This window comes from Citrobacter sp. Cpo015 (assembly GCF_030333035.1).
GTDB classification, from domain to species: domain Bacteria; phylum Pseudomonadota; class Gammaproteobacteria; order Enterobacterales; family Enterobacteriaceae; genus Citrobacter; species Citrobacter portucalensis.
Genome location: NZ_JAOWGS010000023.1, coordinates 72,361 through 96,743 on the forward strand (window position 1 = coordinate 72,361; position 24,383 = coordinate 96,743).

Sequence of the window (24,383 nt, forward strand, 5' to 3'; positions counted from 1 at the left end):
TAATCCGCATTGCGGTTAATTGAAATGGAAAAAGTATGAAGAACTGGAAAACGCTGCTTCTCGGTATCGCCATGATCGCGAATACCAGTTTCGCTGCCCCACAGGTAGTCGATAAAGTTGCAGCCGTCGTCAATAACGGCGTCGTTCTGGAAAGCGACGTCGATGGCTTAATGCAGTCAGTAAAACTGAATGCAGGTCAGGCAGGTCAGCAATTACCGGATGACGCTACGCTGCGTCATCAGATCCTGGAACGTTTGATCATGGATCAAATCCTCCTGCAAATGGGTCAGAAGATGGGGGTGAAAATCTCTGACGAGCAGTTGGATCAGGCTATTGCCAACATCGCCAAGCAGAACAACATGACGCTGGATCAGATGCGCAGCCGCCTGGCACAGGATGGCTTAAGCTATTCAACCTATCGTAGCCAGATCCGCAAAGAGATGACCATCTCCGAAGTGCGTAACAACGAAGTTCGCCGTCGCATCACCATCCTGCCTCAGGAAGTAGATGCCCTGGCGCAGCAGGTAGGCAACCAAAACGATGCCAGCACCGAGCTGAACCTGAGCCACATTCTGATCCCATTACCAGAAAACCCAACGTCCGACCAGGTTAACGCGGCTGAAAGCCAGGCGCGCTCGGTTGTTGATGAAGCGCGTAACGGTAGTGATTTCGGCAAACTGGCTATTACTTATTCCGCTGACCAGCAGGCGCTGAAAGGCGGTCAGATGGGTTGGGGACGTATTCAGGAGCTGCCGGGTATCTTTGCCCAGGCGTTAAGCACTGCGAAAAAAGGCGATATCATTGGCCCAATTCGTTCCGGTGTCGGCTTCCACATCCTGAAAGTCAACGATATGCGTGGCCAAAGCCAGAGCATCTCCGTGACTGAAGTTCATGCTCGCCACATTCTGCTTAAGCCGTCGCCGATCATGACCGATCAGCAGGCGCGTCTGAAGCTGGAACAAATCGCGGCAGATATTAAGAGCGGTAAAACTACCTTCGCGGCAGCCGCTAAAGAGTTTTCTCAGGATCCAGGCTCTGCCAACCAGGGCGGCGATCTGGGCTGGGCTGCTGCGGATATTTTCGACCCTGCTTTCCGCGATGCGCTGACCAAACTTAACAAAGGCCAGATGAGCGCCCCGGTGCACTCCTCTTTCGGTTGGCATCTGATCGAACTGCTGGATACGCGTAACGTTGATAAAACTGACGCAGCGCAGAAAGACAGAGCTTACCGTATGCTGATGAACCGTAAATTCTCGGAAGAAGCAGCAACCTGGATGCAGGAACAGCGCGCCAGCGCTTACGTTAAAGTTCTGAGCAACTAATGACTCGTGCTCAACGCGTTGTTATCACTCCCGGCGAACCCGCCGGGATTGGCCCGGACCTGGTGGTTCAGCTCGCCCAGCGCGATTGGCCTGTAGAACTTGTTGTCTGTGCGGATGCAGCACTCCTCAATGACCGGGCAGCGATGCTCGGTTTACCGCTTTCACTCCTCCCCTACTCTCCAGATACCCCAGCCAAACCGCAATCAGCAGGCACATTGACGCTGTTACCGATTGCGCTGCGGGCACCTGTTGTCGCGGGTCAGTTGGCGGTAGAAAACGGGCAATATGTGGTGGATACGCTGGCTCGCGCCTGCGATGGCTGTCTGCAAGGTGAGTTTGCGGCGCTGATCACCGGCCCGGTTCACAAGGGCGTTATCAATGACGCTGGCGTCCCGTTTACCGGACATACCGAGTTTTTTGAAGAGCGCTCACAGGCAAAGAAAGTTGTTATGATGCTGGCGACCGAAGAGCTGCGCGTTGCCCTGGCAACCACGCATTTGCCGCTCAGAGCCGTTGCCGACGCCATTACGCCCGCCCTGCTTCAGGAAGTGATCGGCATTTTGCATCATGATTTACGCACCAAGTTCGGCATTGCCGATCCGCATATTCTGGTATGCGGTCTTAACCCGCATGCTGGTGAAGGCGGTCATATGGGAACGGAAGAGATAGATACCATCATTCCGGTACTCGATGAACTGCGTGCGCAGGGAATGAAATTAAACGGTCCGCTGCCCGCAGATACGCTGTTTCAGCCCAAATATCTCGACCACGCGGATGCCGTGCTGGCAATGTACCACGATCAGGGTCTCCCCGTGCTAAAATACCAGGGATTTGGTCGCGGTGTGAATATCACGCTGGGCCTGCCCTTTATTCGCACATCCGTCGATCACGGCACCGCACTTGAACTCGCGGGCCGTGGACAAGCAGATGTCGGCAGTTTTATTACGGCGCTTAATCTCGCCATCAAAATGATTGTTAATACCAATGAATAATCGAGTCCATCAGGGCCATTTAGCCCGTAAACGTTTCGGGCAGAACTTCCTCAACGATCAGTTTGTGATCGAAAGTATTGTCTCTGCTATCAACCCGCAGAAAGGTCAGGCTATGGTCGAAATCGGCCCAGGCCTGGCGGCATTGACCGAACCAGTAGGCGAACGTCTGGACAAGCTCACGGTCATTGAACTCGACCGCGATCTGGCAGCACGCCTACAGACACACCCGTTTTTAGGGCCTAAGCTGACGATTTATCAGCAAGATGCCATGACCATGAACTTCGGCGAACTGGCACAAACGATGGGACAGCCGCTGCGCGTATTCGGCAACCTGCCGTACAACATCTCCACGCCGCTCATGTTCCATCTTTTTTCCTATACTGATGCCATTGCCGACATGCATTTCATGTTGCAAAAAGAGGTGGTGAATCGTCTGGTTGCAGGGCCAAACAGTAAAGCGTATGGTCGATTAAGCGTCATGGCGCAGTATTACTGCAATGTGATCCCGGTACTTGAAGTACCGCCTTCCGCATTTACGCCAGCGCCTAAAGTTGATTCAGCCGTTGTGCGTCTGGTGCCTCATACGACGATGCCGTACCCGGTTAAAGATGTTCGTGTGCTGAGCCGTATTACCACCGAAGCGTTTAATCAGCGCCGTAAAACGGTACGTAACAGTCTCGGCAACCTGTTTAGCGTTGAAGTACTGACAGAGCTGGGCATTGATCCGGCGATGCGAGCGGAAAATATCTCTGTCGCGCAATACTGCCGGATGGCTAACTATCTGTCAGAAAACGCGCCATCGAAGGAGAGTTAAACATGATCAATTCGCCCCGAGTGTGCATTCAGGTACAAAGCGTCTACATTGAGGCGCAATCCTCACCTGATGATGAACGTTACGTTTTTGCTTACACCGTAACTATCCGCAATTTGGGGCGAGCGCCTGTGCAGCTGTTGGGGCGTTATTGGTTGATCACTAATGGTCATGGCCGCGAAACCGAAGTTCAGGGTGAAGGCGTGGTTGGCGTCCAGCCCCACATCGAACCCGGCGAAGAGTACCAGTACACCAGCGGTGCGGTGATTGAAACGCCGCTGGGCACCATGCAGGGTCATTACGAAATGATCGATGAACAAGGCATCGCCTTTACCATCGATATTCCCGTATTCCGACTCGCCGTTCCAACACTCATTCATTAAAACAATAATTATGGCGACATACCTTATTGGCGACGTTCACGGTTGTTACGATGAACTGGTAGCCTTGCTGCATCAGGTAGACTTTAATTCCGAAAAAGACACCCTATGGCTCACCGGCGATCTGGTCGCTCGTGGACCGGGCTCGCTGGACGTTTTGCGCTACGTGAAATCACTGGGCGACAGCGTGCGGTTAGTATTGGGTAATCACGATTTACACCTGCTGGCCGTATTTGCTGGTATCAGTCGTAATAAACCTAAAGACAGGGTCACATCGCTGCTCGAAGCACCGGATGCCGACGAATTACTTAACTGGCTCCGCCGTCAACCGCTGTTGCAGGTAGATGAAGAGAAGAAGCTGGTGATGGCGCATGCCGGTATCACCCCACAGTGGGACCTGCAGACGGCAAAAGACTGTGCTCGCGATGTTGAAGCCGTGCTGTCGAGCGACTCGTATCCCTTCTTCCTTGATGCGATGTACGGCGACATGCCCAATAACTGGACCCCGGAACTGACCGGGCTGGCGCGCCTGCGTTTTATTACCAACGCCTTTACCCGCATGCGTTACTGCTTCCCTAACGGTCAGTTGGATATGTACAGCAAAGAGTCACCAGAAGACGCACCTGCCCCGCTGAAGCCGTGGTTTGCCATTCCTGGACCTGTCAGTGAAGCATACAGCATTGCATTCGGGCACTGGGCATCGCTGGAGGGTAAAGGCACGCCAGAAGGTATTTACGCGCTGGATACGGGGTGTTGCTGGGGAGGCGATCTCACCTGTCTGCGCTGGGAAGACAAACAGTACTTCGTGCAGCCGTCAAATCGCCATCTGAATCTGGATCCTGGCGAAGCGGTCAACGCCTGATAGTCGTTTGCCGGATGCGGTGCTCGCACCTTATCCGGCCTACATTAGCTGGATGATAAGGCGTTTCGCCGCCATCCGGCACTTACAGTATTAACGACGTTCCAGAATCTCGAAGCAGTAGCTGTGAGAGTTTTGCGCGTCGGCATCGTGGAATTCACTGAACACCGATTCCCAGTCATCCGGTTCGTAGTCCGGGAAATGCGTATCCCCTTCCACTTCCGCATCAATGTGCGTCAGATACAGTTTCTGTGCTTTTGGCAGGAACTGCTCATACACACGCCCACCGCCAATTACCATAATTTCAGGTTCATCGCCGCAGGCCGCAATTGCTTCATCCACAGACTTCACCCACTGCACGCGATCGTCGGTGCCAGGCTTACTGCTGATGACGATATTTTTACGCCCAGGTAACGGTCGCCCGATGGATTCCCAGGTGTGGCGTCCCATGACAACCGGCTTGTTTAAGGTATTACGTTTAAACCAGGCGAGATCGGCAGGGAGGTTCCACGGCATGGCGTTCTCCATACCGATGACGCGATCTACCGCTAACGCCGCAATCAGACTGATCATTGAATATTTCCCGGATACAAAAAAATTGTCGCCACTATACGGAAAGCGCAATCTTTCGTCGACTGGCGGAAAGAGGATGAACAGGAAAATTTTCCGTTCTGCTGGCGAACCGACCTATTTAAGGTGGTACGCCAGCATTACAGTAGTTCAAAAACAGCCAATTAGCAGTAAAGTTTGCAGAACATCACATTTTTTACCCTATGCTGACGGTTTCACTTCCGGCTCATCGGCGACGTCGCCCGTATGCTTACCTTCATCCGTGCCTTGCCAGCCATGGCGTTGAATTAACGATAAGTGCTGACGATCTTCCGCAATAATTTCACTCAGCATTGCGCTGGTGCGTTTATAAACGGCCGCGCGGGAAGTCGCGTCATTTTCCCCTTTCACCATCTCCTCTACCATCATGGTATTGAATCGGCGGAATACGTCAGCCCGCTCACGTGCCTCATAGCGCCCTAGCCCGAGACCTTCCAGCGCCAGACGTCCGGTCTTCAGTGCACCTTCAAAGGTTTCACGTTCCGGCATATCCACGCCCGCCTGGCGCAGGCGGATGTAATGATCCACGTCGCGCGCACGAGCAATAATTTGCAGATGCGGGAAATGCTCTTTCACCATTTCGGTTAATTGCAGACTGGTTTGCGGATCGTCAATGGCATTAATAATGACTTCAGCTTTCGCCGCCCCGGCAGACTCCAGCAGATCCATCCGGGTCGCGTCGCCATAGAAAACCTTCATCCCGAATTTACGCAGCGTTTCGATATGATCCGGGTCATGATCAAGAACCACCATTTTGACCCCGCTCGACAACAGCAAACGACCGGTTATCTGGCCAAATCGCCCAAACCCGGCGATGATCACCCTAGGTTGTTCCTCATCGATTTCATCGGCTTCGCGCTCTTCCTCAGTCGCCGATTTTTCCAGACGCGTCAGAATCACCAGTAAAATCGGCGTAGCCGCCATCGACAACGCCACCGCCAGCGTCAGCGATTTCGCCCAGTCAGGATCGAGCACATTTGCCATTTGCGCCGCGCCAAACACCACAAAGGCAAACTCACTGCCCTGCCCTAATAATACGGCAAACCAGCGACGCTGCTTGTTCGGCACCTGCAACGGTTTCGCTATCAACCACAGCATGACGGTTTTGATAACCAGGAAACCGACCAGTAGAATGATAATGCGCAAGGGATTATCAATCAGCGTACCAAAGTCGATAGACATCCCTACACCGATGAAGAACAGCCCCAGCAGCAGTCCTTTAAATGGCTCAATGTCGCTTTCCAACGCGTGGCGATACTCAGAGCTTGCCAGCAGCACCCCGGCCAGGAATGCCCCCATCGCCATCGACAATCCAACCTCTTCCAACAGCAGACCGAAGCCAAACACGAGGAACAGCGCAACGGCACTGAACACTTCCCGCAGGCCCGAACGGGCGACAAAACGCAAGGCAGGACGTGTGACATAACGACCTAACAGCACCACCAGCACCAGTGCGCCCGCTACCTTAAGGGCAGACAATGCAAACGCCCCAAGCGTTGTTGATGCGCCACTCGCTGCCAATAATGGGATCATCGCCACCAGTGGAATAGCAGCGATGTCCTGGAACAGCAGCACGGCAAACGCGCTGCGGCCCATTTGCGAAACCATCAGGTTGCGTTCATTCATTGCCTGCATAGCGATGGCCGTAGAGGAAAGTGCCAGCGTCATGCCGATCAGCTCCGCTACCTGCCAGCGCAGGCCGAGGAACATACAGAACACACCAATCAGGCCTCCGCAGACCACCATTTGCAATGCGCCGCCGCCGAACACCGAAGCTCGCAGTTTCCACAAACGTTGCGGATCCAGCTCCAGACCAATGACAAACAGCATCAGCACCACACCGATCTCCGCAAAATGCAGGATGGATTCGGCGTCCGTCACCAGCCTCAGGCCCCATGGGCCGATAATGCACCCGGCGATGAGATACCCCAGTACCGACCCGAGTCCCAGCCGTACGGCGATGGGGACAATCAGTGCCGCCGATCCGAGATAAATCAGCGCCTGTATCAGCGTATGGCTATCCATGGTGTGCCTCCTGCCATTCCATCAGACGCTGTTTGTAGTGACGCGCCTGCGCTTGCAGGGTTTCATCATCACAGATAAACGTACAGTGCATCGCAAACGGCGGTAGCCATTTGAGGCCACAATAAAGTGCCGTCGCCTGTAAGGGTTGAGAAAGCACATCAAATCCGGGATGGGAGCCAATATCGAAGTGGTTTTCACCGCCGCCGGTCGTCACCGCCCACAGCAGATGTTTACCGTGCAGCGCAGTACCGCCATGACCATACGCCCAGCCGTGCGAAAGGACTTTATCCATCCACAGCTTGAGTAATGGAGGTGTGCTGTACCACTGCATCGGATGCTGCCAGATGATCAAATCAGCGCGTGCCAGCGCATCCTGTTCAGCGGCAATATCGATATTGAAGTCGGGGTAGAGCTGGTAGAGCGAGCGGATCTCCACGCCCTCCAGCGTCCTTGCCTGTTCAAGCATCCGCTTATTCGCATGCGAGTGCTGCGGATAGGGATGCGCATAAATGATGAGGATCATGATTAGCCTGTTTCACTGCATTATTGTAATAACAGTGAGTTTAGTCACTTAATCCACAGGCTAACAGTCAATATTATTGAGTGGCTGAATGGAGAAAACTGAACTAGTTATCCAGTTCACTCATATCTTTAACCTGATCGCGGTTAATCTGTTCCGTCTTACCCGTTTGCGCATTTTTATACGACACCAGGCCAGTATCATCATCGACTTGCGGTTTGCCGTCAGTGACGATTGTTTTGCCATCGGTGGTTTTAACCGCCTGGTTTGAGGAACAACCGGCCACGGTAAACAGTGCTGCTGCGGTAAAAATTGAGGTGATCAGGATATGTTTTTGCATGGTGTTCTCCCTGCTTTTCAGTTGTTTTCAGTGATATACCCAGTTAACTGTAGGCTAACTGACTGAGTTGCAGGGAAAATACAGAACACTCCTAATAACTCGCCCTGGTCATGGGCTTACTGCGAATCGTCATTTGACTGGTTTGCGTCAGCGTCAGACCTCGCGTTTCCGGGGCGAAAGCGATGGACACAAGCAGGCCAATCAGCGAAATTCCTGCGCCCATCAGCATGACATTGCTGATCCCGTATTTGGTAATGAACACCGGCAGCGCCCATGTTGAAACAATGGTGCCGATGCGGCTTAAGGACATAATCACCCCGACGGCAGATGCGCGAATGTCGGTAGGGAACAGTTCATTTGGGTACAGCCACTGAAGATTTCCCGGTCCCCCCGAGAAAAAGGCGTACACGGCAAACGCCAGCACCACCAGCCACGCTCCCATATCAGGAATTAACCCCAGCACGGCCAGCGCCAGCGTCATCATAATAAAGCTGCCAATTAACAATGGCCGACGGCCCGCGCTATTGAGCCAGAACATGGGTGGAATGCACCCCAGCATAAAGCACAGGCTTATCACCACATTGCCCAACGCCGCGCTTTTCCCGGCACCAAGCCCCAACAGTCCAACAATCTGCGGACCAAAGGTATAAATGGCGAACATCGGGATCACCTGACAGGTCCAGATAGCGGCGACAAACAGGACAAACGGGAAATGACGGCGGTTAAACAGCTGCAGGAAGCGCGTCTCCTGCGGCGCCTCTTCGTCGAACACCACCGGTTCGCCGAAAAGTTTGATCATCATCGCTTCACACTCTTTCACCCGACCTTTACGCAGCAACCAGCGCGGCGATTCAGGAAGATCGAAGCGCCCAATCAGGATCAAAATACAAGGGATCACCGCGCTGCCCAGCATCCAGCGCCATCCTCCCTCAACATCATACAGCCAGTAACCGACCAGATCGGCACAGGTGGCGCCGACATACCACATCGCGGCGATAAAACCGATGGAGAAAGCGCGCTGGCGGGTATTGGAGAACTCGGTAATCATCGAGGTAGCAATCGGATAATCGGCACCAATCACAATGCCGATCAGCACACGCATTACCAACAGCTCAATGGGTGAGGAAACAAACATGGTTGCCGCCGATATCACGCCAATGGCGATAATATCGATGATGAACATTTTGCGCCGCCCGACCTTATCGGAAATGTAGCCAAACAGCGACGTCCCCACAAACAGACCGGCGAGCGTGCCGGCCCCCAGCAGACCAATCCACTGTGCGTCCAGTTTCAATGCTGGCGTGAGCTGTTCCAGTGCCACGCCAATCATCACCAACACATAACCATCCAGAAATGGCCCACCGCTTCCCCACAGCATTATCCGGCGGTGAATAGAGGTAAATTTGATGTCATCAAAGTTCCTGGGCTGCTGCATAGCGACTTCCTGTTTCAACACGGGCAAAGCGTCATCTGTAGGCCGGATAAGGCGTTTACGCCGCCATCCGGCATTGGCGCCACATGATTGCCGGATGGCGACGCTACCGCGTCTTATCCGACCTACGGGTGCACAACCTCATACTTATTAGCCGTAGCGAAACTCCACGCCAAATGTCCCGCGCGGGTATTCCCACTTTTCGAGCGCTGTATCAAGTCCGAGAATGCGGCACGTTCCGCACTCCAGGCATCCGGCGTAATCAAAACGGACGCTGCCGTCGTCCTGTTTTTTATACAGTCCGGCCGGACAGGCCTTAATCAGTACTTCCAGCGCCTGTTTATCAGGATCGGTTTTGAGAATGATGTGCGGGCTGTCTTCATCCACATTGAACTTATTGACGCCCAGTTTGACGTCCACATTGACGGGAGATGTCATAATACGGTCACTCCTTTCAGGCCATCTTTCATCAGGTTGATGAAGCCCACTTTCTTCGCATGACGCAGGATTTTTTTGCGCATTGGCACCGGAGCAGAGCCATCTACGGTGAACAGGTCGCGCGCGATGCTGACCGCCATTTCGGGATAGGCGGTAAACATGCGTGGGTTATCTAGGAAAGCGGGAAGCTTCTGATACATGCGCATATCGCGCATTGGACCATCATCGAGATGCTGACGGTATTCGCCCAGCGACTGTTTGCTGAAGTCGTCGCGCTTCATTGCGGAAAGCACCGTTTTCGCGGCCGCTTCGCCTGCGGATATGGCGAGATCCATACCGCGGATGGTAAAGCCGAGGTTCATACACATTCCGGCAGCATCACCGGCAATCAGCACACCGTCACCCACCAGTTCAGGCTGCATATTCATACCGGCCTCCGGTACGACGTGCGCGGCATATTCCACCAGCTTGCCACCGGCGATCAGTGGGGCAACCGCCGGATGCTGTTTGAAATCTTCCAGCATTTGTGGGACCGATTTTTTAGCATCTTTCAGATGATGAAGACCGCAGACCAGCCCCAGAGAAAGGGTCGTTTCATTAGTATAGAGGAAGCCCCCGCCCATCAACCCATCGGTTGGAGAACCGGCAAACAGGCAAGCTGCACCTTCGTTCCCCTGTAACTGGAAACGATCTTCAATCACCGATTTTGGCAATTCGATCAGCTCTTTTACGCCAACGGCAACATGCGATGCCTCAACGCGCTTTGCCATGCCCAGTTTTTCTGCCAACAGAGAATTCACCCCGTCAGCGAGGATCACCACTTTGGCTTCCAGAATATCGCCGTCGGCTTCCACGCCCACGACTTTGCCTTCGCGCTGCACAACGTTATCCACCCGAATACCGGTGATAAGCTGGGCTCCCGCCTCCTCGGCCTGCTCCATCAGCCAGGCGTCAAATTTGCTGCGTAAGACGGAATAAGAAACCTGCGACGATGCAGCCTCTTCACCATTGCAATAGTCGATGGTCATCGCCCCTTTGTCGGTCATAAAGGCGAGTTTTTCGTGGGTGATTATGCGTTCAATGGGGGCCTGCTCAGCAAAGCCGGGAATGATGCGTTCCAGGCTATGGGCATACATGCGCCCACCGGTGACATTCTTCGCGCCAGCAGAATTGCCGCGCTCGATGACCAGCACCTGTGCACCTTCCCGAGCCAGCACCAGCGCCGCAACCGAACCGGCCAGACCTGCACCCACGATGATGGCATCAAAGATATCTTCGGACATACGTACTCCTGTCAGTGGCAGGATACTTTCGCACCCTGCCCGAATGGTTTAACGCGCCAGAGCAGCCGTCAGCGCAGGCAGGATCTTCAGCGCATCGCCAACGATGCCAAAATCTGCGTACTGGAAGATCGGCGCATTTTTATCTTTGTTGATGGCGAAAATCGTCTGCGCGCCGTTGGCGCCGACCATATGTTGGATCTGCCCGGAGATCCCCACGGCCAGGTACAGTTCTGGTTTGAGCATCAGGTTGGAAATGCCGACGTAGCGTTCGTGCTCCATCCACTTCTCGTTTTCCGCCACTGGACGGGAACAGGCCAGCTCAGCGCCAATCGCCTGGCACAGCGCTTCGGCCAGCGAGATATTTTCTTTGCTACCAATACCGCGTCCCACGCTGACCACCAGACGGGCTTTGTCGAGATCGACGCTGTTGCTCTGACGCGCCTGCGTTGCCGTACGGGTCACGGCGATAGTCGGAGCCTGCCACTGAACGGTGTGCACCTCGCCGCTGCGGGCGGTATCCGGTTGCTGCGCGTCAAACGTTCCGCTACTGAGAGTGATCACGGCAAACGGTGAAGCGATTGTTTCTGCTCCCATCGCCAGGCCGCCGTAGACCATATGTTTGACCGCCGCTTTTCCGTCCTGTACTTCGACTGCGCTGGCGTCGTTTGAGACTGCAGCCGACAAGCGAAAGCCCAGCTTTGCCGCTAACAGCTTGCCCCGACGCGTATTCGGCAGCAGCACCGCGCCGCCCTCGCTGTGCTGACGAATGGTTTCGGCCATCGCATCGGCGTAGTCTTCAACCATACGGTCTTCTGGTTTGCCGCTGAGCAGCCAGACATGATCCGCACCTAAATGGCATGCCGCCGCGCTGTCCTCATCGCTGAGCACAAACGTGTTAACGTTTTCACCTAAAGCCTGCGCACCATTCATCAGTTCCGGCAGACGAGAAGGGGTATCGCTGAATACCCAGACACTGGAAAATTTGTTCATAACATCCCCTGATAATTAAATGATTTTGCGAAGATTCTCGACAAACGCGGCAATCTGTTCTTCACCGTCACCTTCAATCACAACGCGCTGACGCTCGCGCTGCTTCGGTGCGGCAACCTGTTGTTCGGAATACGCTTTCGCGCCGTTCAGCCCAATGTCCGCAGACGACCAGACCTGGACCGGTTTTTTCGCTGCACCAAGAATGGCTTTCATGGAAGGGATTTGAGGGGTGTTGATGTCGGTAGAGACCGCGATCACCGCCGGAAGCGGGATACTCAGGGTTTCAACTTCATCTTCCAGTTCACGCTCTACCGTCAGCGTGCTGTCGGTAAGAGAGAGGATTTTACTCACGCCGTTAATCGCCGGCACGTTCAGCATTTCGCCCACCAGCAGACCAACCTGCTGTGCATAAAGATCGGAAGAACCGTCGCCGCAAATAAGCAGATCAAAACCTGATTTTTGTCCGGCGGCAGCCAGCGCAGTGGCGGTTTGTTGCGGCAGCGCCTGTTCAAATTGATCGTCAATGACAACAATCAGTTCATCAGGGCCACGGGAGAGCACATCTTTGCGCCCTTTTGCATTGGTCAGCGCTTTGCCGCCGACGCTCATGGCCACAACCTGAGCCTCTCCCACCTGCTGTTTTAACTGGCAAGCCGCTTCGATCGCATTCAGATCATATTGGCTGATTTTGCCATCTGCTTTGCTGAAATCGAGTGTTCCATCAGCATTATTAATCGCAATATCCTGCTCATCAGGTACGCATTTGTAGCAAGTAATTATCTTCATTGCATCTCCAGAAATCATGAAGGAAACGTATTTATATCGGCGGTGTTAAATACAGATATCACGCTCTTTAATTCGGAAATAAAACATTAATCACCAATATTGAAAATGTCACACATTGATATTCGTAACTTTCAATAGTGTTATGCACCTCACCAATATTGAAAGAAACATGTCAAATACGAAAATTTTCAATATTGTTTGCTGGTTCAACAATATTGAACGTCAGTCACTTAAAAAAGTTAAAAAAGCAACATCAACATTATGATTAATAAGTGAATTATTTGTATTTTCAGACAAAATAACCAGCATAAGAAAGTGTGACACAGATAACAGAATAGCCGGAAATGAATACCCATTATGAGTTACTCACTGAGGCGCCCAGAGGTTAAAAGGTTATCAACAAATCATTAATAATAAATAAACAAACGATCACATACGGGCACGCGAAATAAATTTCGTTTTCACACTGGAATTCACTTATGAAAAATGAAAAGAGAAAGTCGGGAATTGAACCGAAGGTTTTTTTTCCGCCATTAATAATTGTTGGGATACTTTGTTGGTTAACAGTAAGAGATCTTGATGCCGCTAACGTCGTTATTAATGCGGTATTCAGTTATGTCACCAACGTCTGGGGTTGGGCATTCGAATGGTATATGGTCGTCATGCTCTTCGGCTGGTTCTGGTTGGTCTTTGGCCCGTATTCGAAAAAGAAATTAGGCGACGAAAAACCTGAGTTTAGTACCGCCAGCTGGATTTTTATGATGTTCGCTTCCTGTACATCCGCCGCGGTGCTGTTCTGGGGTTCCATCGAGATCTACTACTATATCTCTACCCCGCCGTTTGCCCTCGCCCCCAACTCCGTTGGCGCAAAAGAGATAGCTCTGGCGTACAGCTTGTTCCACTGGGGACCGCTGCCGTGGGCGACCTACAGCTTCCTTTCAGTCGCGTTCGCCTACTTCTTCTTTGTACGCAAAATGGACGTTATCCGCCCCAGTTCCACGCTGGTACCGTTAGTTGGCGAGAAGCATGCTAAGGGCTTGTTCGGCACCATCGTCGATAACTTCTATCTGGTGGCGCTGATCTTCGCGATGGGCACCAGCCTCGGTCTCGCTACCCCGCTGGTAACCGAGTGTATGCAATGGCTGTTCGGTATTCCGCATACGCTGCAACTCGACGCCATCATCATTACCTGCTGGATCATATTGAACGCCATTTGCGTGGCCTGCGGCCTGCAAAAAGGGGTCAAGATCGCCAGCGACGTACGTAGTTATCTGAGCTTCCTGATGCTCGGCTGGGTGTTTATCGTCAGTGGCGCCAGCTTCATCATGAACTACTTCACCGACTCGGTCGGCATGCTGCTGATGCATCTGCCGCGCATGCTGTTCTATACCGATGCCATCGGCAAAGGCGGCTTCCCGCAGGGCTGGACTGTTTTCTACTGGGCGTGGTGGGTTATTTACGCTATCCAGATGAGTATCTTCCTGGCACGTATTTCTCGGGGTCGTACCGTACGTGAACTGTGTTTCGGGATGGTACTGGGCCTGACCGCTTCCACCTGGATCCTGTGGACCGTCCTTGGCAGCAACACGCTGCTGCTGATGGATAAAAACATTCTCAACATCCCACAACTGATTGAACAACACGGCGTGGCGCGCGCCATTATCGAAACCTGGGCTGCTTTACCGCTCAGCACCGCCACCATGTGGGGATTCTTTATCCTCTGCTTTATTGCCACCGTCACGCTGATTAACGCCTGCTCCTACACCCTGGCGATGTCCACCTGTCGCGAAGTTCGTGATGGTGAAGAACCGCCGCTGTTGGTGCGTATCGGTTGGTCCGTTCTGGTCGGCGTCATCGGCATCGTTCTGCTGGCGCTGGGTGGGCTGAAGCCCATTCAGACCGCAATTATCGCCGGGGGATGTCCGTTGTTCTTCGTCAACATCATGGTGACGCTGTCCTTTATTAAAGACGCCAAAGTGCACTGGAAAGACAAGTAATTCTTATTAACCCAATTGATCAAGAGGCTGAAAGATGGATTTCAACTTAAATGACGAGCAGGAACTGTTTGTCGCCGGTATTCGTGAACTGATGGCCAGTGAGAACTGGGAAGCTTATTTTGCCGAGTGCGATCGCGACAGCGTCTACCCTGAGCGTTTTGTAAAAGCGCTGGCGGATATGGGCATCGATAGCCTGTTGATCCCAGAAGAACACGGCGGCCTGGAAGCCGGTTTTGTCACCGTTGCCGCCGTCTGGATGGAACTCGGACGTCTTGGCGCACCGACTTACGTGTTGTACCAATTACCGGGAGGTTTTAACACTTTCCTGCGTGAAGGGACTCAGGAGCAAATTGATAAAATCATGGCGTTCCAGGGCACCGGTAAGCAGATGTGGAACTCTGCTATCACCGAACCGGGAGCGGGATCGGATGTTGGCAGTCTGAAAACCACTTATACACGCAAAAATGGTAAGGTTTATCTTAATGGCAGTAAGTGCTTTATCACCAGTAGCGCCTATACCCCGTACATCGTAGTGATGGCGAGAGATGGTGCATCACCGGATAAACCTGTTTATACCGAGTGGTTTGTTGACATGAGCAAAGCGGGTATCAAGGTCAACAAACTGGAGAAACTCGGTCTGCGCATGGATAGCTGCTGTGAAATCACCTTTGATGACGTTGAACTGGACGAGAAAGACATGTTCGGTCGGGAAGGTAATGGCTTCAACCGTGTGAAAGAAGAGTTTGACCATGAACGCTTCCTCGTCGCGCTGACCAACTACGGTACGGCAATGTGCGCTTTTGAAGACGCCGCGCGCTACGCCAACCAACGCGTACAGTTTGGCGAAACGATCGGCCGTTTCCAGCTGATCCAGGAGAAGTTCGCACACATGGCGATCAAACTGAACTCCATGAAAAACATGCTGTTGGAAGCCGCATGGAAAGCGGATAACGGCACCATTACTTCTGGTGACGCGGCAATGTGTAAATACTTCTGCGCCAACGCCGCGTTTGAAGTGGTAGACACCGCCATGCAGGTACTGGGAGGTGTTGGTATCGCGGGCAACCACCGCATCACGCGTTTCTGGCGTGACCTGCGCGTTGACCGTGTTTCTGGTGGTTCTGACGAAATGCAGATCCTGACGTTAGGTCGTGCGGTACTCAAGCAATACCGATAGAACGACGCAACCTGTAGGCCTGATAAGACGCCTTAGCGTCGCCATCAGGCAATCAATGCCGGATGGCGGCGCGAGCGCCTTATCCGGCCTACATGGACACCCATAAATGCCAGGAGAAAAATGATGAATCATTTACCAATGCCAGCCTTCGGCCCGCTTTCCGGGGTACGCGTTGTCTTTTCAGGGATCGAAATTGCCGGTCCGTTCGCCGGACAGATGTTCGCCGAATGGGGCGCTGAGGTTATCTGGATTGAAAACGTCGCATGGGCCGATACCATCCGCGTACAGCCTAACTATCCGCAGCTCTCACGCCGTAACCTGCACGCCCTGTCGCTGAATATTTTCAAAGATGAAGGCCGGGAAGCGTTTCTGAAGCTGATGGAAACCACCGATATTTTCATTGAAGCCAGTAAAGGTCCGGCCTTTGCCCGCCGAGGTATTACCGATGAAGTGCTGTGGGAACATAACCCGAAACTGGTTATCGCCCACCTTTCCGGCTTCGGCCAGTTTGGTACCGAGGAGTACACCAATCTTCCGGCGTATAACACCATCGCACAGGCGTTCAGCGGCTATCTGATCCAAAACGGCGACGTGGATCAGCCAATGCCCGCCTTCCCGTACACCGCCGATTACTTCTCCGGGATGACCGCAACGACAGCAGCGCTGGCGGCCCTGCACAAAGTGCGCGAAACGGGTAAAGGTGAAAGCATCGATATCGCTATGTACGAAGTGATGCTGCGCATGGGTCAGTATTTCATGATGGATTACTTCAACGGCGGCGAAATTTGCCCACGCATGACCAAAGGCAAAGACCCGTATTACGCTGGCTGCGGCCTGTATAAATGCGCCGATGGCTATATCGTCATGGAGCTGGTCGGCATCACGCAAATCAACGAATGCTTCAAGGATATTGGCCTCGCCCACATTCTTGGCACACCGGAAGTCCCGGAAGGCACCCAGCTTATCCATCGTGTGGAATGCCCTTACGGCCCGCTTGTGGAAGAGAAACTGGACGCCTGGCTGGCAACGCACACCATCGCCGAAGTCCAGGCGCGCTTTGCTGAGCTGAACATCGCCTGCGCGAAGGTGCTGACTATTCCTGAACTGGAAGGCAACCCGCAGTACGTTGCCCGTGAATCTATTACGCAGTGGCAAACAATGGATGGCCGCACCTGCAAAGGGCCAAACATCATGCCGAAATTTAAAAACAACCCGGGGAAAATCTGGCGTGGCATGCCGTCACATGGCATGGATACTGCCGCCATTCTGAAAAATATTGGTTATAGCGAAGCAGACATAAATGAGCTGGTCGGCAAAGGCCTGGCCAGAGTTGAGGAATAAACGCGACGCGCTGACCCCTCGATGGTTAGCGCTCACGCCTGATTTCAGTGGATAAAGCAATATGGATATCGTTGGCGGACAAAACTTACGTCAGATGTGGGACGACCTGGCCGGGGTGTACGGAGATAAAACGGCGTTAATTTTCGAATCCTGCGAAGGAATCGTTCGGCAGTTTAGCTATGCCTCGCTCAATGAAGAGATTAACCGCACGGCAAACCTGTTCCATTCCTTAGGGATCCGCAAGGGCGATAAGGTCGCATTGCATCTGGATAACTGTCCGGAATTCATTTTTTGCTGGTTTGGGCTGGCAAAAATTGGCGCCATCATGGTACCGATTAATGCCCGCTTGCTGGGTGAAGAAAGTGCCTGGATCCTGCAAAATAGCCAGGTAAGTCTGCTGGTCACCAGCGCCCAGTTTTATCCTATGTACCGCCAGATACGACTGGAAAATAGCACCCCGCTTAATCATATCTGTCTGATTGGCGAACAGCTTCCGGCTGACGACGGTGTGAGTCACTTTACCCAACTGCAATCCCGCCAGTCCACCACGCTGTGCTATACGCCCGCGTTATCCACTGACGATACGGCGGAAATTCTGTTTACCTCAGGCACCACCTCGCGGCCTAAAGGGGTGGTAATTACCCACTACAACCTGCGGTTTGCAGGCTACTACTCTGCCTGGCAAATCGCCCTGCGCGATGATGACGTCTACATGACGGTGATGCCCGCGTTTCATATCGATTGTCAGTGTACCGCCGCAATGCCCGCATTCTCCGCTGGCAGCACCTTTGTGCTGCTAGAGAAGTACAGTGCCAGGGCGTTCTGGAATCAGGTGCATAGATATAAGGCGACGGTTACCGAATGCATTCCGATGATGATCAGAACGCTAATGGTGCAGCCCGCTGCACCAACCGACAGACAGCATCACCTGCGCGAAGTGATGTTCTATCTCAATTTATCCGAGCAGGAAAAAGACGATTTTACCGAACGCTTTGGCGTCAGGCTGCTGACCTCCTACGGTATGACTGAAACCATCGTCGGTATTATCGGCGACCGTCCCGGAGACAAACGACGCTGGCCCTCCATTGGCCGCGTGGGATTTAGCTATGAAGCCGAAATCCGCGACGATCACAACCGTCCCCTGCCCGCCGGAGAAATTGGCGAAATCTGTATTAAAGGCGTGCCGGGCAAAACAATCTTCAAAGAGTACTACGCGCAGCCGGAGGCTACCGCCAAAGCGCTGGAACCTGAGGGATGGTTACATACCGGTGATTCGGGCTATCAGGATGAGGATGGCTATTTTTATTTCGTCGACAGGCGCTGCAACATGATTAAACGCGGCGGGGAAAATGTCTCCTGCGTCGAGCTGGAAAATATTATTTCTGCGCATCCCAAAATTCAGGACATTGTGGTTGTCGGTATTAAAGATTCAATCCGTGATGAAGCCATTAAAGCGTTTATCGTCCTTAATGAAGGTGAAACATTAAGCGAAGCCGAGTTCTTCAGCTTCTGCGAAAACAATATGGCGAAATTCAAGGTTCCCTCTTTTATGGAGGTAAGAACCGACCTGCCGCGCAATTGTTCAGGAAAAATAATCAAAAAAAATCTGAAATAACCCTTCCGACAGGAACTCCTCCTGCCGGGAAATCTATTTATCTGGAGATGAACTATGAGTGATTCATTACATCTGACCCGTAACGGCCCGATCCTGGAAATTACCCTCGACCGGCCTAAAGCCAATGCCATTGACGCCAAAACCAGCTTTGCCATGGGTGAAGCGTTTCTTAATTTTCGTGACGACCCGGAATTACGCGTAGCGATTATCACCGGCGGCGGTGAGAAATTCTTTTCTGCGGGCTGGGACTTAAAAGCGGCAGCTGAAGGTGAAGCGCCAGATGCCGATTTTGGCCCAGGCGGCTTCGCCGGTTTAACCGAAATTTTCGATCTCGATAAGCCGGTCATCGCTGCGGTAAACGGCTATGCGTTTGGCGGTGGTTTTGAATTGGCGCTGGCAGCGGATTTTATTGTCTGCGCGGAAAACGCCAGCTTCGCACTGCCGGAAGCCAAGCTCGGGATCGTGCCTGACAGCGGCGGCGTACTGCGTCTGCCTAAGCTGCTGCCACCGGCAATCGTCAACGAAATGGTGATGACCGGCAGACGAATGAGCGCCGAAGAAGCGCTGCGTTGGGGTATCGTCAACCGCGTTGTCAGCCAGGGCGAACTGATGGATAGCGCGCGTGAACTGGCGCAGCAGTTGGTCAATAGCGCCCCGCTGGCTATCGCCGCACTGAAAGAGATCTATCGCACCACCAGCGAAATGCCGGTGGAAGAAGGCTACCGCTACATCCGCAGCGGCGTGCTGAAGCACTATCCATCTGTACTGCATTCGGAAGATGCGCTTGAAGGACCGCAGGCGTTTGCCGAAAAACGCGACCCGGTGTGGAAAGGTCGTTAATGTGCCGATGCCGGATAGCGATTCGCTTATCCGGCAATAAAACCGAGATAAAACGATGAGCTACTACGCCTTTGAGGGCCTGATTCCGGTGGTACATCCGGATGCCTTTGTCCATCCCAGCGCCGTGCTGATTGGCGATGTCATAGTGGGTGCCGGAGTTTATATTGGCCCGCACGCGTCATTGCGCGGTGACTATGGTCGCTTGATCCTGGAGGCAGGTTCTAATTTGCAGGATGGCTGCATCATGCACGGCTACTGCGACACCGACACCATCGTGCATGAGAACGGACACATCGGCCATGGCGCAATCCTGCACGGTTGCGTGGTGGGCAGAGATGCGCTGATCGGTATGAACAGCGTCATTATGGACGGCGCAGTAATTGGCGAAGAGAGCATTGTCGCCGCCATGAGCTTTGTCAAAGCCGGATTTCAGGGAGAGGCAAGGCAGATGCTGGTTGGCTCACCCGCTCGCGTATTGCGTGAAGTCACGGACCAGGAACTGCACTGGAAACGGCTAAACACCAAAGAGTATCAGGATCTTGCAACTCGCTGCCACACAGGTCTACACGAAACACTGCCCTTAACGCGGGTCGAAGAAAACCGGCCACGCCTGAAAGGCACAACGGACGTAAAACCCAAATCAGCACAGTAATTGATGCCGGATGCGCTCACGCTTATCCGGCCTACGCGTCAATCACCGTTTATGCCGCCATCAGTCAAACTGATTATTAGCGACGCATACTCTTGGAGAGCATCATCTGCCATTTCTGCTCACGGTTGAGCTCTGTTGGAGGAACGGCAGACAGGCGTGGCGTTTTCGCCATGCTCACCTTTTTCTCCTGCAAATTGTGATTCAGTCGGCTATAGAGATGAGAGTCAATACTCACGACTTTCACCAGACGCTGGCACTGACAACCCCGACCGGCAATCTGATTAGGGATCATCTTAACTTCACAAACAATTTCTCCCACTTCCGACAGAATATAAGAGAGCGTATTAATTGCTTTGCAGTGCTCGATATCAAAATGGCGGGAAATTTCCTTTGCGGTGATCCAACGATCCTCGGCCATCATCCAGTCAGCAATTAACAAATAAAGCGGTCTTTCAACATATTTTTCACACATAAGCACACCATTTTCACAAATTAAAAATCTGGCTACGGCCTGTCCAAATTAATAAAAACTAAGCCATATTAAAATTGTGGATATAAAGGATAGTATGCGACTTGAATGTTGATTAGTGTGAGCAATATCGTGCTTATTACATTGAAAATGTGGTTACGGAAACGGACTTGTCCAGGAATGACCTTACGCAAGACAAAAAAAGGGTTTCTTTACAGAAACCCTTTCAAAATTATATTACAGATCCGGTTAGAGCAATATTCACCGGACCTTTTGTTTATTACTTTTTGATCTGCGCGTGCATTTCCTGCACCGAGGTTACCTTCTCGGTGGCATCGGCATTCAACGCCATCGCGGTGGCGAAACCGCCGTTCAGCGTAGTGTCATAATGCACTTTGTACTGCAGCGCGCTGCGGCGAATAAGCTTGGAGTCTTCAATCGCCTGACGACCTTCGGTGGTGTTGATGATATAGGTGTACTCGCCATTCTTGATACGATCCTGAATGTGCGGACGACCTTCATGCACCTTGTTCACCAGACGTGGATTGATACCCGCTTCACCCAGAACAATCGCGGTCCCGTGCGTCGCATCCAGCTCGAAGCCAAACTTCAGCAGTTTCGCTGCCAGGTCAACCACGCGCTCTTTATCGCCTTCGCGAACGGAGAGCAGTGCACGACCCTGTTTTTTCATGGTGGAGCTGCTGCCCAACTGTGCCTTGGCGAACGCTTCCGCGAAGGTACGGCCCACGCCCATCACTTCCCCGGTAGAGCGCATTTCTGGCCCTAACAGCGGGTCAACGCCCGGGAACTTGTTGAACGGCAGCACCACTTCTTTTACCGAGTAGTACGGCGGGATAACTTCTTTGGTTACGCCCTGCTGTGCCAGCGTTTTCCCGGCCATCACGCGCGCCGCGACTTTCGCCAGCGGTACACCAGTTGCCTTGGAGACGAACGGAACGGTACGTGCCGCACGCGGGTTCACTTCAATCAGGTAAACTTCGTTATTCTTCACCGCAAACTGGACGTTCATCAGACCGCGAACCTGCAGTTCGAAGGCCAGTTTCTGCACCTGTTGGCGCATCACATCCTGAATTTCCTGGCTCAGGGTGTAAGCAGGCAGAGAACATGCGGAGTCACCGGAGTGCACGCCCGCCTGTTCGATGTGCTCCATGATGCCGCCAATCAGCACCATTTCACCGTCGCAGATAGCGTCCACGTCCACTTCAACCGCATCGTCAAGGAAACGGTCCAGCAGTACCGGCGCATCGTTAGAAACGCTGACTGCGGTCTGGAAGTAGCGACGCAGGTCGGCTTCGTCGTAGACGATTTCCATCGCGCGACCACCGAGAACATACGACGGACGCACTACCAGCGGGTAGCCAATCTCTTTCGCCTTCTCAACAGCCTGTTCGATAGCCGTTACGGTAGCATTCGCCGGTTGTTTCAGCTTCAGACGGTCAACCGCCTGCTGGAAACGCTCGCGGTCTTCCGCGCGGTCGATGGCATCCGGGCTGGTACCGATAACCGGTACACCTGCCGCTTCCAGCGCACGCGCCAGCTTCAGCGGGGTCTGTCCGCCGTACTGTACGATGACGCCTTTCGGCTTCTCGATACGAACGATTTCCAGTACGTCTTCCAGCGTGACCGGTTCGAAGTACAGGCGGTCAGAGGTGTCGTAATCAGTTGAAACGGTTTCCGGGTTACAGTTGACCATGATGGTCTCGTAACCGTCTTCGCGCAGCGCCAGCGAGGCGTGTACGCAGCAGTAGTCAAACTCAATACCCTGACCGATACGGTTTGGACCACCGCCCAACACCATGATTTTATCGCGGTCAACGGACGGGTTCGCTTCGCACTCATCTTCATAGGTGGAGTACATGTAAGCGGTGTCGGTGGCAAATTCTGCCGCACAGGTATCCACGCGTTTGTAGACCGGGTGCAGATTGTACTGGTCGCGCAGTTTGCGGATTTCCGCTTCGCGAACGCCGGCCAGTTTCGCCAGACGCGCATCGGCGAAGCCTTTGCGCTTCAGTACGCGCAGGAAGTCAGCGTCGAGGCCGTTGATGCCAAGGTCGGTGACTTTTTCTTCCAGACGTACCAGCTCTTCAATCTGCACCAGGAACCAGCGGTCGATGTTGGTCAGATTGAACACGCCATCGACGGACAGGCCAGCACGGAAGGCATCGGCGATGTACCAGATACGCTCAGCGCCAGCGTCTTTCAGCTCGCGACGGATTTTAGTCAGTGCTTCCGGGTCGTCCAGGCTTACTTTCGGGTCGAAGCCGGTCGCGCCCACTTCCAGACCGCGCAGCGCTTTCTGCAACGATTCCTGCTGGGTACGGCCAATCGCCATCACTTCACCGACAGATTTCATCTGCGTGGTCAGGCGGTCGTTAGCACCAACGAATTTCTCGAAGTTGAAGCGTGGAATTTTGGTCACAACGTAGTCGATGGACGGTTCAAACGAAGCCGGAGTACGGCCACCGGTGATGTCGTTCATCAGTTCGTCGAGGGTGTAACCTACGGCCAGCTTGGCGGCAACTTTTGCAATCGGGAAGCCAGTAGCTTTGGACGCCAGCGCCGAGGAGCGGGATACGCGCGGGTTCATCTCGATGACAATCAGGCGACCGTTTTTCGGGTTTACCGCAAACTGGACGTTAGAGCCGCCGGTTTCTACGCCGATTTCACGCAGTACCGCCATCGAGGCGTTACGCATGATTTGATATTCTTTGTCGGTCAGCGTCTGGGCAGGTGCTACGGTGATGGAGTCACCGGTATGGATGCCCATCGCGTCGAAGTTTTCGATGGAGCAGACGATGATGCAGTTGTCGTTTTTATCACGCACCACTTCCATCTCGTACTCTTTCCAGCCAATCAGTGATTCATCAATCAGCAGCTCGTTGGTTGGGGAAAGATCCAGACCGCGTTCGCAGATTTCTTCGAACTCTTCGCGGTTGTAGGCGATACCGCCACCGGTGCCGCCCATGGTGAAGCTAGGGCGGATAATGCACGGGAAGCCAACGTCAGCGGCAACCGCCAGCGCTTCTTCCATGGTGTGAGCGATGCCTGAACGTGCGGTGTCGAGACCAATCTTCTTCATCGCGATATCGAAGCGACGACGGTCTTCCGCTTTATCAATGGCATCCGCCGTTGCGCCAATCATGGTCACGCCGAACTCAGCCAGTACGCCCTGGCGTTCCAGTTCCAGCGCACAGTTCAGCGCTGTCTGACCGCCCATGGTTGGCAGCACCGCATCCGGGCGTTCTTTCTCAATAATTTTGCGCACCACTTCCCAGTGAATCGGCTCGATGTATGTGGCATCGGCCATTTCCGGGTCGGTCATGATGGTTGCCGGGTTGGAGTTCACCAGAATAACGCGGTAACCCTCTTCACGCAGGGCTTTACACGCCTGCGCACCGGAATAGTCAAACTCACACGCCTGACCGATAACAATCGGACCCGCGCCCAGAATCAGGATACTTTTTATGTCTGTACGTTTTGGCAT

22 protein-coding genes are annotated in these 24,383 nt (G+C 53.3%); 11 read left to right on the forward strand and 11 right to left on the reverse strand.

Features of this window, described 5'->3' with window-relative positions; translation table 11 throughout:
- Nucleotides 1-35 precede the first annotated feature (35 nt).
- Genes surA through apaH form a run of 5 tightly spaced genes read left to right on the forward strand, consistent with a single transcriptional unit; the run spans nucleotide 36 to nucleotide 4,367 of the window.
- The gene (surA, locus tag OGY67_RS07455) at nucleotides 36-1,322 is read left to right on the forward strand and encodes a peptidylprolyl isomerase SurA (RefSeq protein ID WP_032942346.1); all 1,287 of its coding nucleotides are present in this window, start codon (nucleotides 36-38) and stop codon (nucleotides 1,320-1,322) included.
- Complete coding sequence (gene pdxA, locus OGY67_RS07460) at nucleotides 1,322-2,314, forward strand: 4-hydroxythreonine-4-phosphate dehydrogenase PdxA (RefSeq protein ID WP_008786171.1); 993 nt, start codon at nucleotides 1,322-1,324, stop codon at nucleotides 2,312-2,314. The genes surA and pdxA overlap by 1 nt, the downstream gene beginning before the upstream one ends.
- The gene (rsmA, locus tag OGY67_RS07465) at nucleotides 2,307-3,128 is read left to right on the forward strand and encodes a 16S rRNA (adenine(1518)-N(6)/adenine(1519)-N(6))-dimethyltransferase RsmA (RefSeq protein ID WP_003829609.1); all 822 of its coding nucleotides are present in this window, start codon (nucleotides 2,307-2,309) and stop codon (nucleotides 3,126-3,128) included. Before pdxA ends, rsmA begins: the two co-directional genes overlap by 8 nt.
- A gap of 2 nt (nucleotides 3,129-3,130) precedes the next feature.
- Entirely contained in the window at nucleotides 3,131-3,508 is a 378-nt protein-coding gene (apaG, locus tag OGY67_RS07470; RefSeq protein WP_003018867.1) for a Co2+/Mg2+ efflux facilitator ApaG/CorD, read from the forward strand.
- 10 nt (nucleotides 3,509-3,518) lie between these two features.
- Nucleotides 3,519-4,367, forward strand: coding sequence for a bis(5'-nucleosyl)-tetraphosphatase (symmetrical) ApaH (apaH, locus tag OGY67_RS07475; RefSeq protein ID WP_003829612.1), 849 nt, complete (start codon nucleotides 3,519-3,521; stop codon nucleotides 4,365-4,367).
- 90 nt (nucleotides 4,368-4,457) lie between these two features.
- Here apaH and folA read toward each other — a convergent pair whose 3' ends face one another.
- The 9 genes from folA to OGY67_RS07520 all read right to left on the reverse strand — a co-directional run bounded on the left by folA (nucleotide 4,458) and on the right by OGY67_RS07520 (nucleotide 12,787).
- Entirely contained in the window at nucleotides 4,458-4,937 is a 480-nt protein-coding gene (gene folA / locus OGY67_RS07480; RefSeq protein WP_003018873.1) for a type 3 dihydrofolate reductase, read from the reverse strand.
- 198 nt (nucleotides 4,938-5,135) lie between these two features.
- Nucleotides 5,136-6,998 (reverse strand): glutathione-regulated potassium-efflux system protein KefC, encoded by a 1,863-nt coding sequence (kefC, locus tag OGY67_RS07485; RefSeq protein WP_003829616.1) that lies wholly within the window; start codon nucleotides 6,996-6,998, stop codon nucleotides 5,136-5,138.
- Nucleotides 6,991-7,521 (reverse strand): glutathione-regulated potassium-efflux system oxidoreductase KefF, encoded by a 531-nt coding sequence (kefF, locus tag OGY67_RS07490; RefSeq protein ID WP_003829618.1) that lies wholly within the window; start codon nucleotides 7,519-7,521, stop codon nucleotides 6,991-6,993. The genes kefC and kefF overlap by 8 nt, the downstream gene beginning before the upstream one ends.
- Before the next feature lie 103 nt (nucleotides 7,522-7,624).
- Nucleotides 7,625-7,858, reverse strand: a complete 234-nt coding sequence (locus OGY67_RS07495; protein ID WP_003018880.1) for a YgdI/YgdR family lipoprotein — start codon at nucleotides 7,856-7,858, stop codon at nucleotides 7,625-7,627.
- 91 nt (nucleotides 7,859-7,949) lie between these two features.
- Complete coding sequence (locus OGY67_RS07500; protein ID WP_286573823.1) at nucleotides 7,950-9,293, reverse strand: MFS transporter; 1,344 nt, start codon at nucleotides 9,291-9,293, stop codon at nucleotides 7,950-7,952.
- 147 nt (nucleotides 9,294-9,440) lie between these two features.
- Nucleotides 9,441-9,728 carry a ferredoxin-like protein FixX gene (fixX, locus tag OGY67_RS07505; RefSeq protein WP_000203736.1) on the reverse strand — a complete coding sequence of 96 codons (288 nt, stop codon included), beginning with the start codon at nucleotides 9,726-9,728 and terminating at the stop codon, nucleotides 9,441-9,443.
- Nucleotides 9,725-11,011, reverse strand: a complete 1,287-nt coding sequence (locus tag OGY67_RS07510; RefSeq protein ID WP_003018887.1) for an FAD-dependent oxidoreductase — start codon at nucleotides 11,009-11,011, stop codon at nucleotides 9,725-9,727. Before OGY67_RS07510 ends, fixX begins: the two co-directional genes overlap by 4 nt.
- A gap of 48 nt (nucleotides 11,012-11,059) precedes the next feature.
- Nucleotides 11,060-12,001 carry an electron transfer flavoprotein subunit alpha/FixB family protein gene (locus OGY67_RS07515; RefSeq protein WP_032942344.1) on the reverse strand — a complete coding sequence of 314 codons (942 nt, stop codon included), beginning with the start codon at nucleotides 11,999-12,001 and terminating at the stop codon, nucleotides 11,060-11,062.
- A gap of 15 nt (nucleotides 12,002-12,016) precedes the next feature.
- Nucleotides 12,017-12,787, reverse strand: coding sequence for an electron transfer flavoprotein FixA (locus tag OGY67_RS07520; protein ID WP_286573824.1), 771 nt, complete (start codon nucleotides 12,785-12,787; stop codon nucleotides 12,017-12,019).
- A 479-nt stretch (nucleotides 12,788-13,266) separates the two neighbouring features.
- Here OGY67_RS07520 and caiT point away from each other — a divergent pair, with 479 nt between their 5' ends.
- The 6 genes from caiT (at nucleotide 13,267) to caiE (ending at nucleotide 20,409) form a co-directional block, all read left to right on the forward strand.
- Complete coding sequence (gene caiT / locus OGY67_RS07525; protein WP_003829695.1) at nucleotides 13,267-14,784, forward strand: L-carnitine/gamma-butyrobetaine antiporter; 1,518 nt, start codon at nucleotides 13,267-13,269, stop codon at nucleotides 14,782-14,784.
- 34 nt (nucleotides 14,785-14,818) lie between these two features.
- The gene (caiA, locus tag OGY67_RS07530; RefSeq protein ID WP_003018898.1) at nucleotides 14,819-15,961 is read left to right on the forward strand and encodes a crotonobetainyl-CoA dehydrogenase; all 1,143 of its coding nucleotides are present in this window, start codon (nucleotides 14,819-14,821) and stop codon (nucleotides 15,959-15,961) included.
- Nucleotides 15,962-16,084: 123 nt separating this feature from the next.
- Complete coding sequence (gene caiB, locus OGY67_RS07535) at nucleotides 16,085-17,302, forward strand: L-carnitine CoA-transferase (protein WP_003018901.1); 1,218 nt, start codon at nucleotides 16,085-16,087, stop codon at nucleotides 17,300-17,302.
- Nucleotides 17,303-17,363: 61 nt separating this feature from the next.
- Complete coding sequence (gene caiC, locus OGY67_RS07540; protein WP_286573825.1) at nucleotides 17,364-18,917, forward strand: crotonobetaine/carnitine-CoA ligase; 1,554 nt, start codon at nucleotides 17,364-17,366, stop codon at nucleotides 18,915-18,917.
- 54 nt (nucleotides 18,918-18,971) lie between these two features.
- The gene (gene caiD, locus OGY67_RS07545) at nucleotides 18,972-19,757 is read left to right on the forward strand and encodes a crotonobetainyl-CoA hydratase (RefSeq protein WP_032942338.1); all 786 of its coding nucleotides are present in this window, start codon (nucleotides 18,972-18,974) and stop codon (nucleotides 19,755-19,757) included.
- Between the two features lie 55 nt (nucleotides 19,758-19,812).
- Nucleotides 19,813-20,409 carry a carnitine operon protein CaiE gene (gene caiE, locus OGY67_RS07550; RefSeq protein ID WP_103285785.1) on the forward strand — a complete coding sequence of 199 codons (597 nt, stop codon included), beginning with the start codon at nucleotides 19,813-19,815 and terminating at the stop codon, nucleotides 20,407-20,409.
- 76 nt (nucleotides 20,410-20,485) lie between these two features.
- On the opposite strand, the gene caiF is transcribed toward caiE, so the two are convergent.
- Complete coding sequence (caiF, locus tag OGY67_RS07555) at nucleotides 20,486-20,881, reverse strand: carnitine metabolism transcriptional regulator CaiF (RefSeq protein WP_003829705.1); 396 nt, start codon at nucleotides 20,879-20,881, stop codon at nucleotides 20,486-20,488.
- Nucleotides 20,882-21,158: 277 nt separating this feature from the next.
- Nucleotides 21,159-24,383, reverse strand: a complete 3,225-nt coding sequence (carB, locus tag OGY67_RS07560; protein WP_003829707.1) for a carbamoyl-phosphate synthase large subunit — start codon at nucleotides 24,381-24,383, stop codon at nucleotides 21,159-21,161.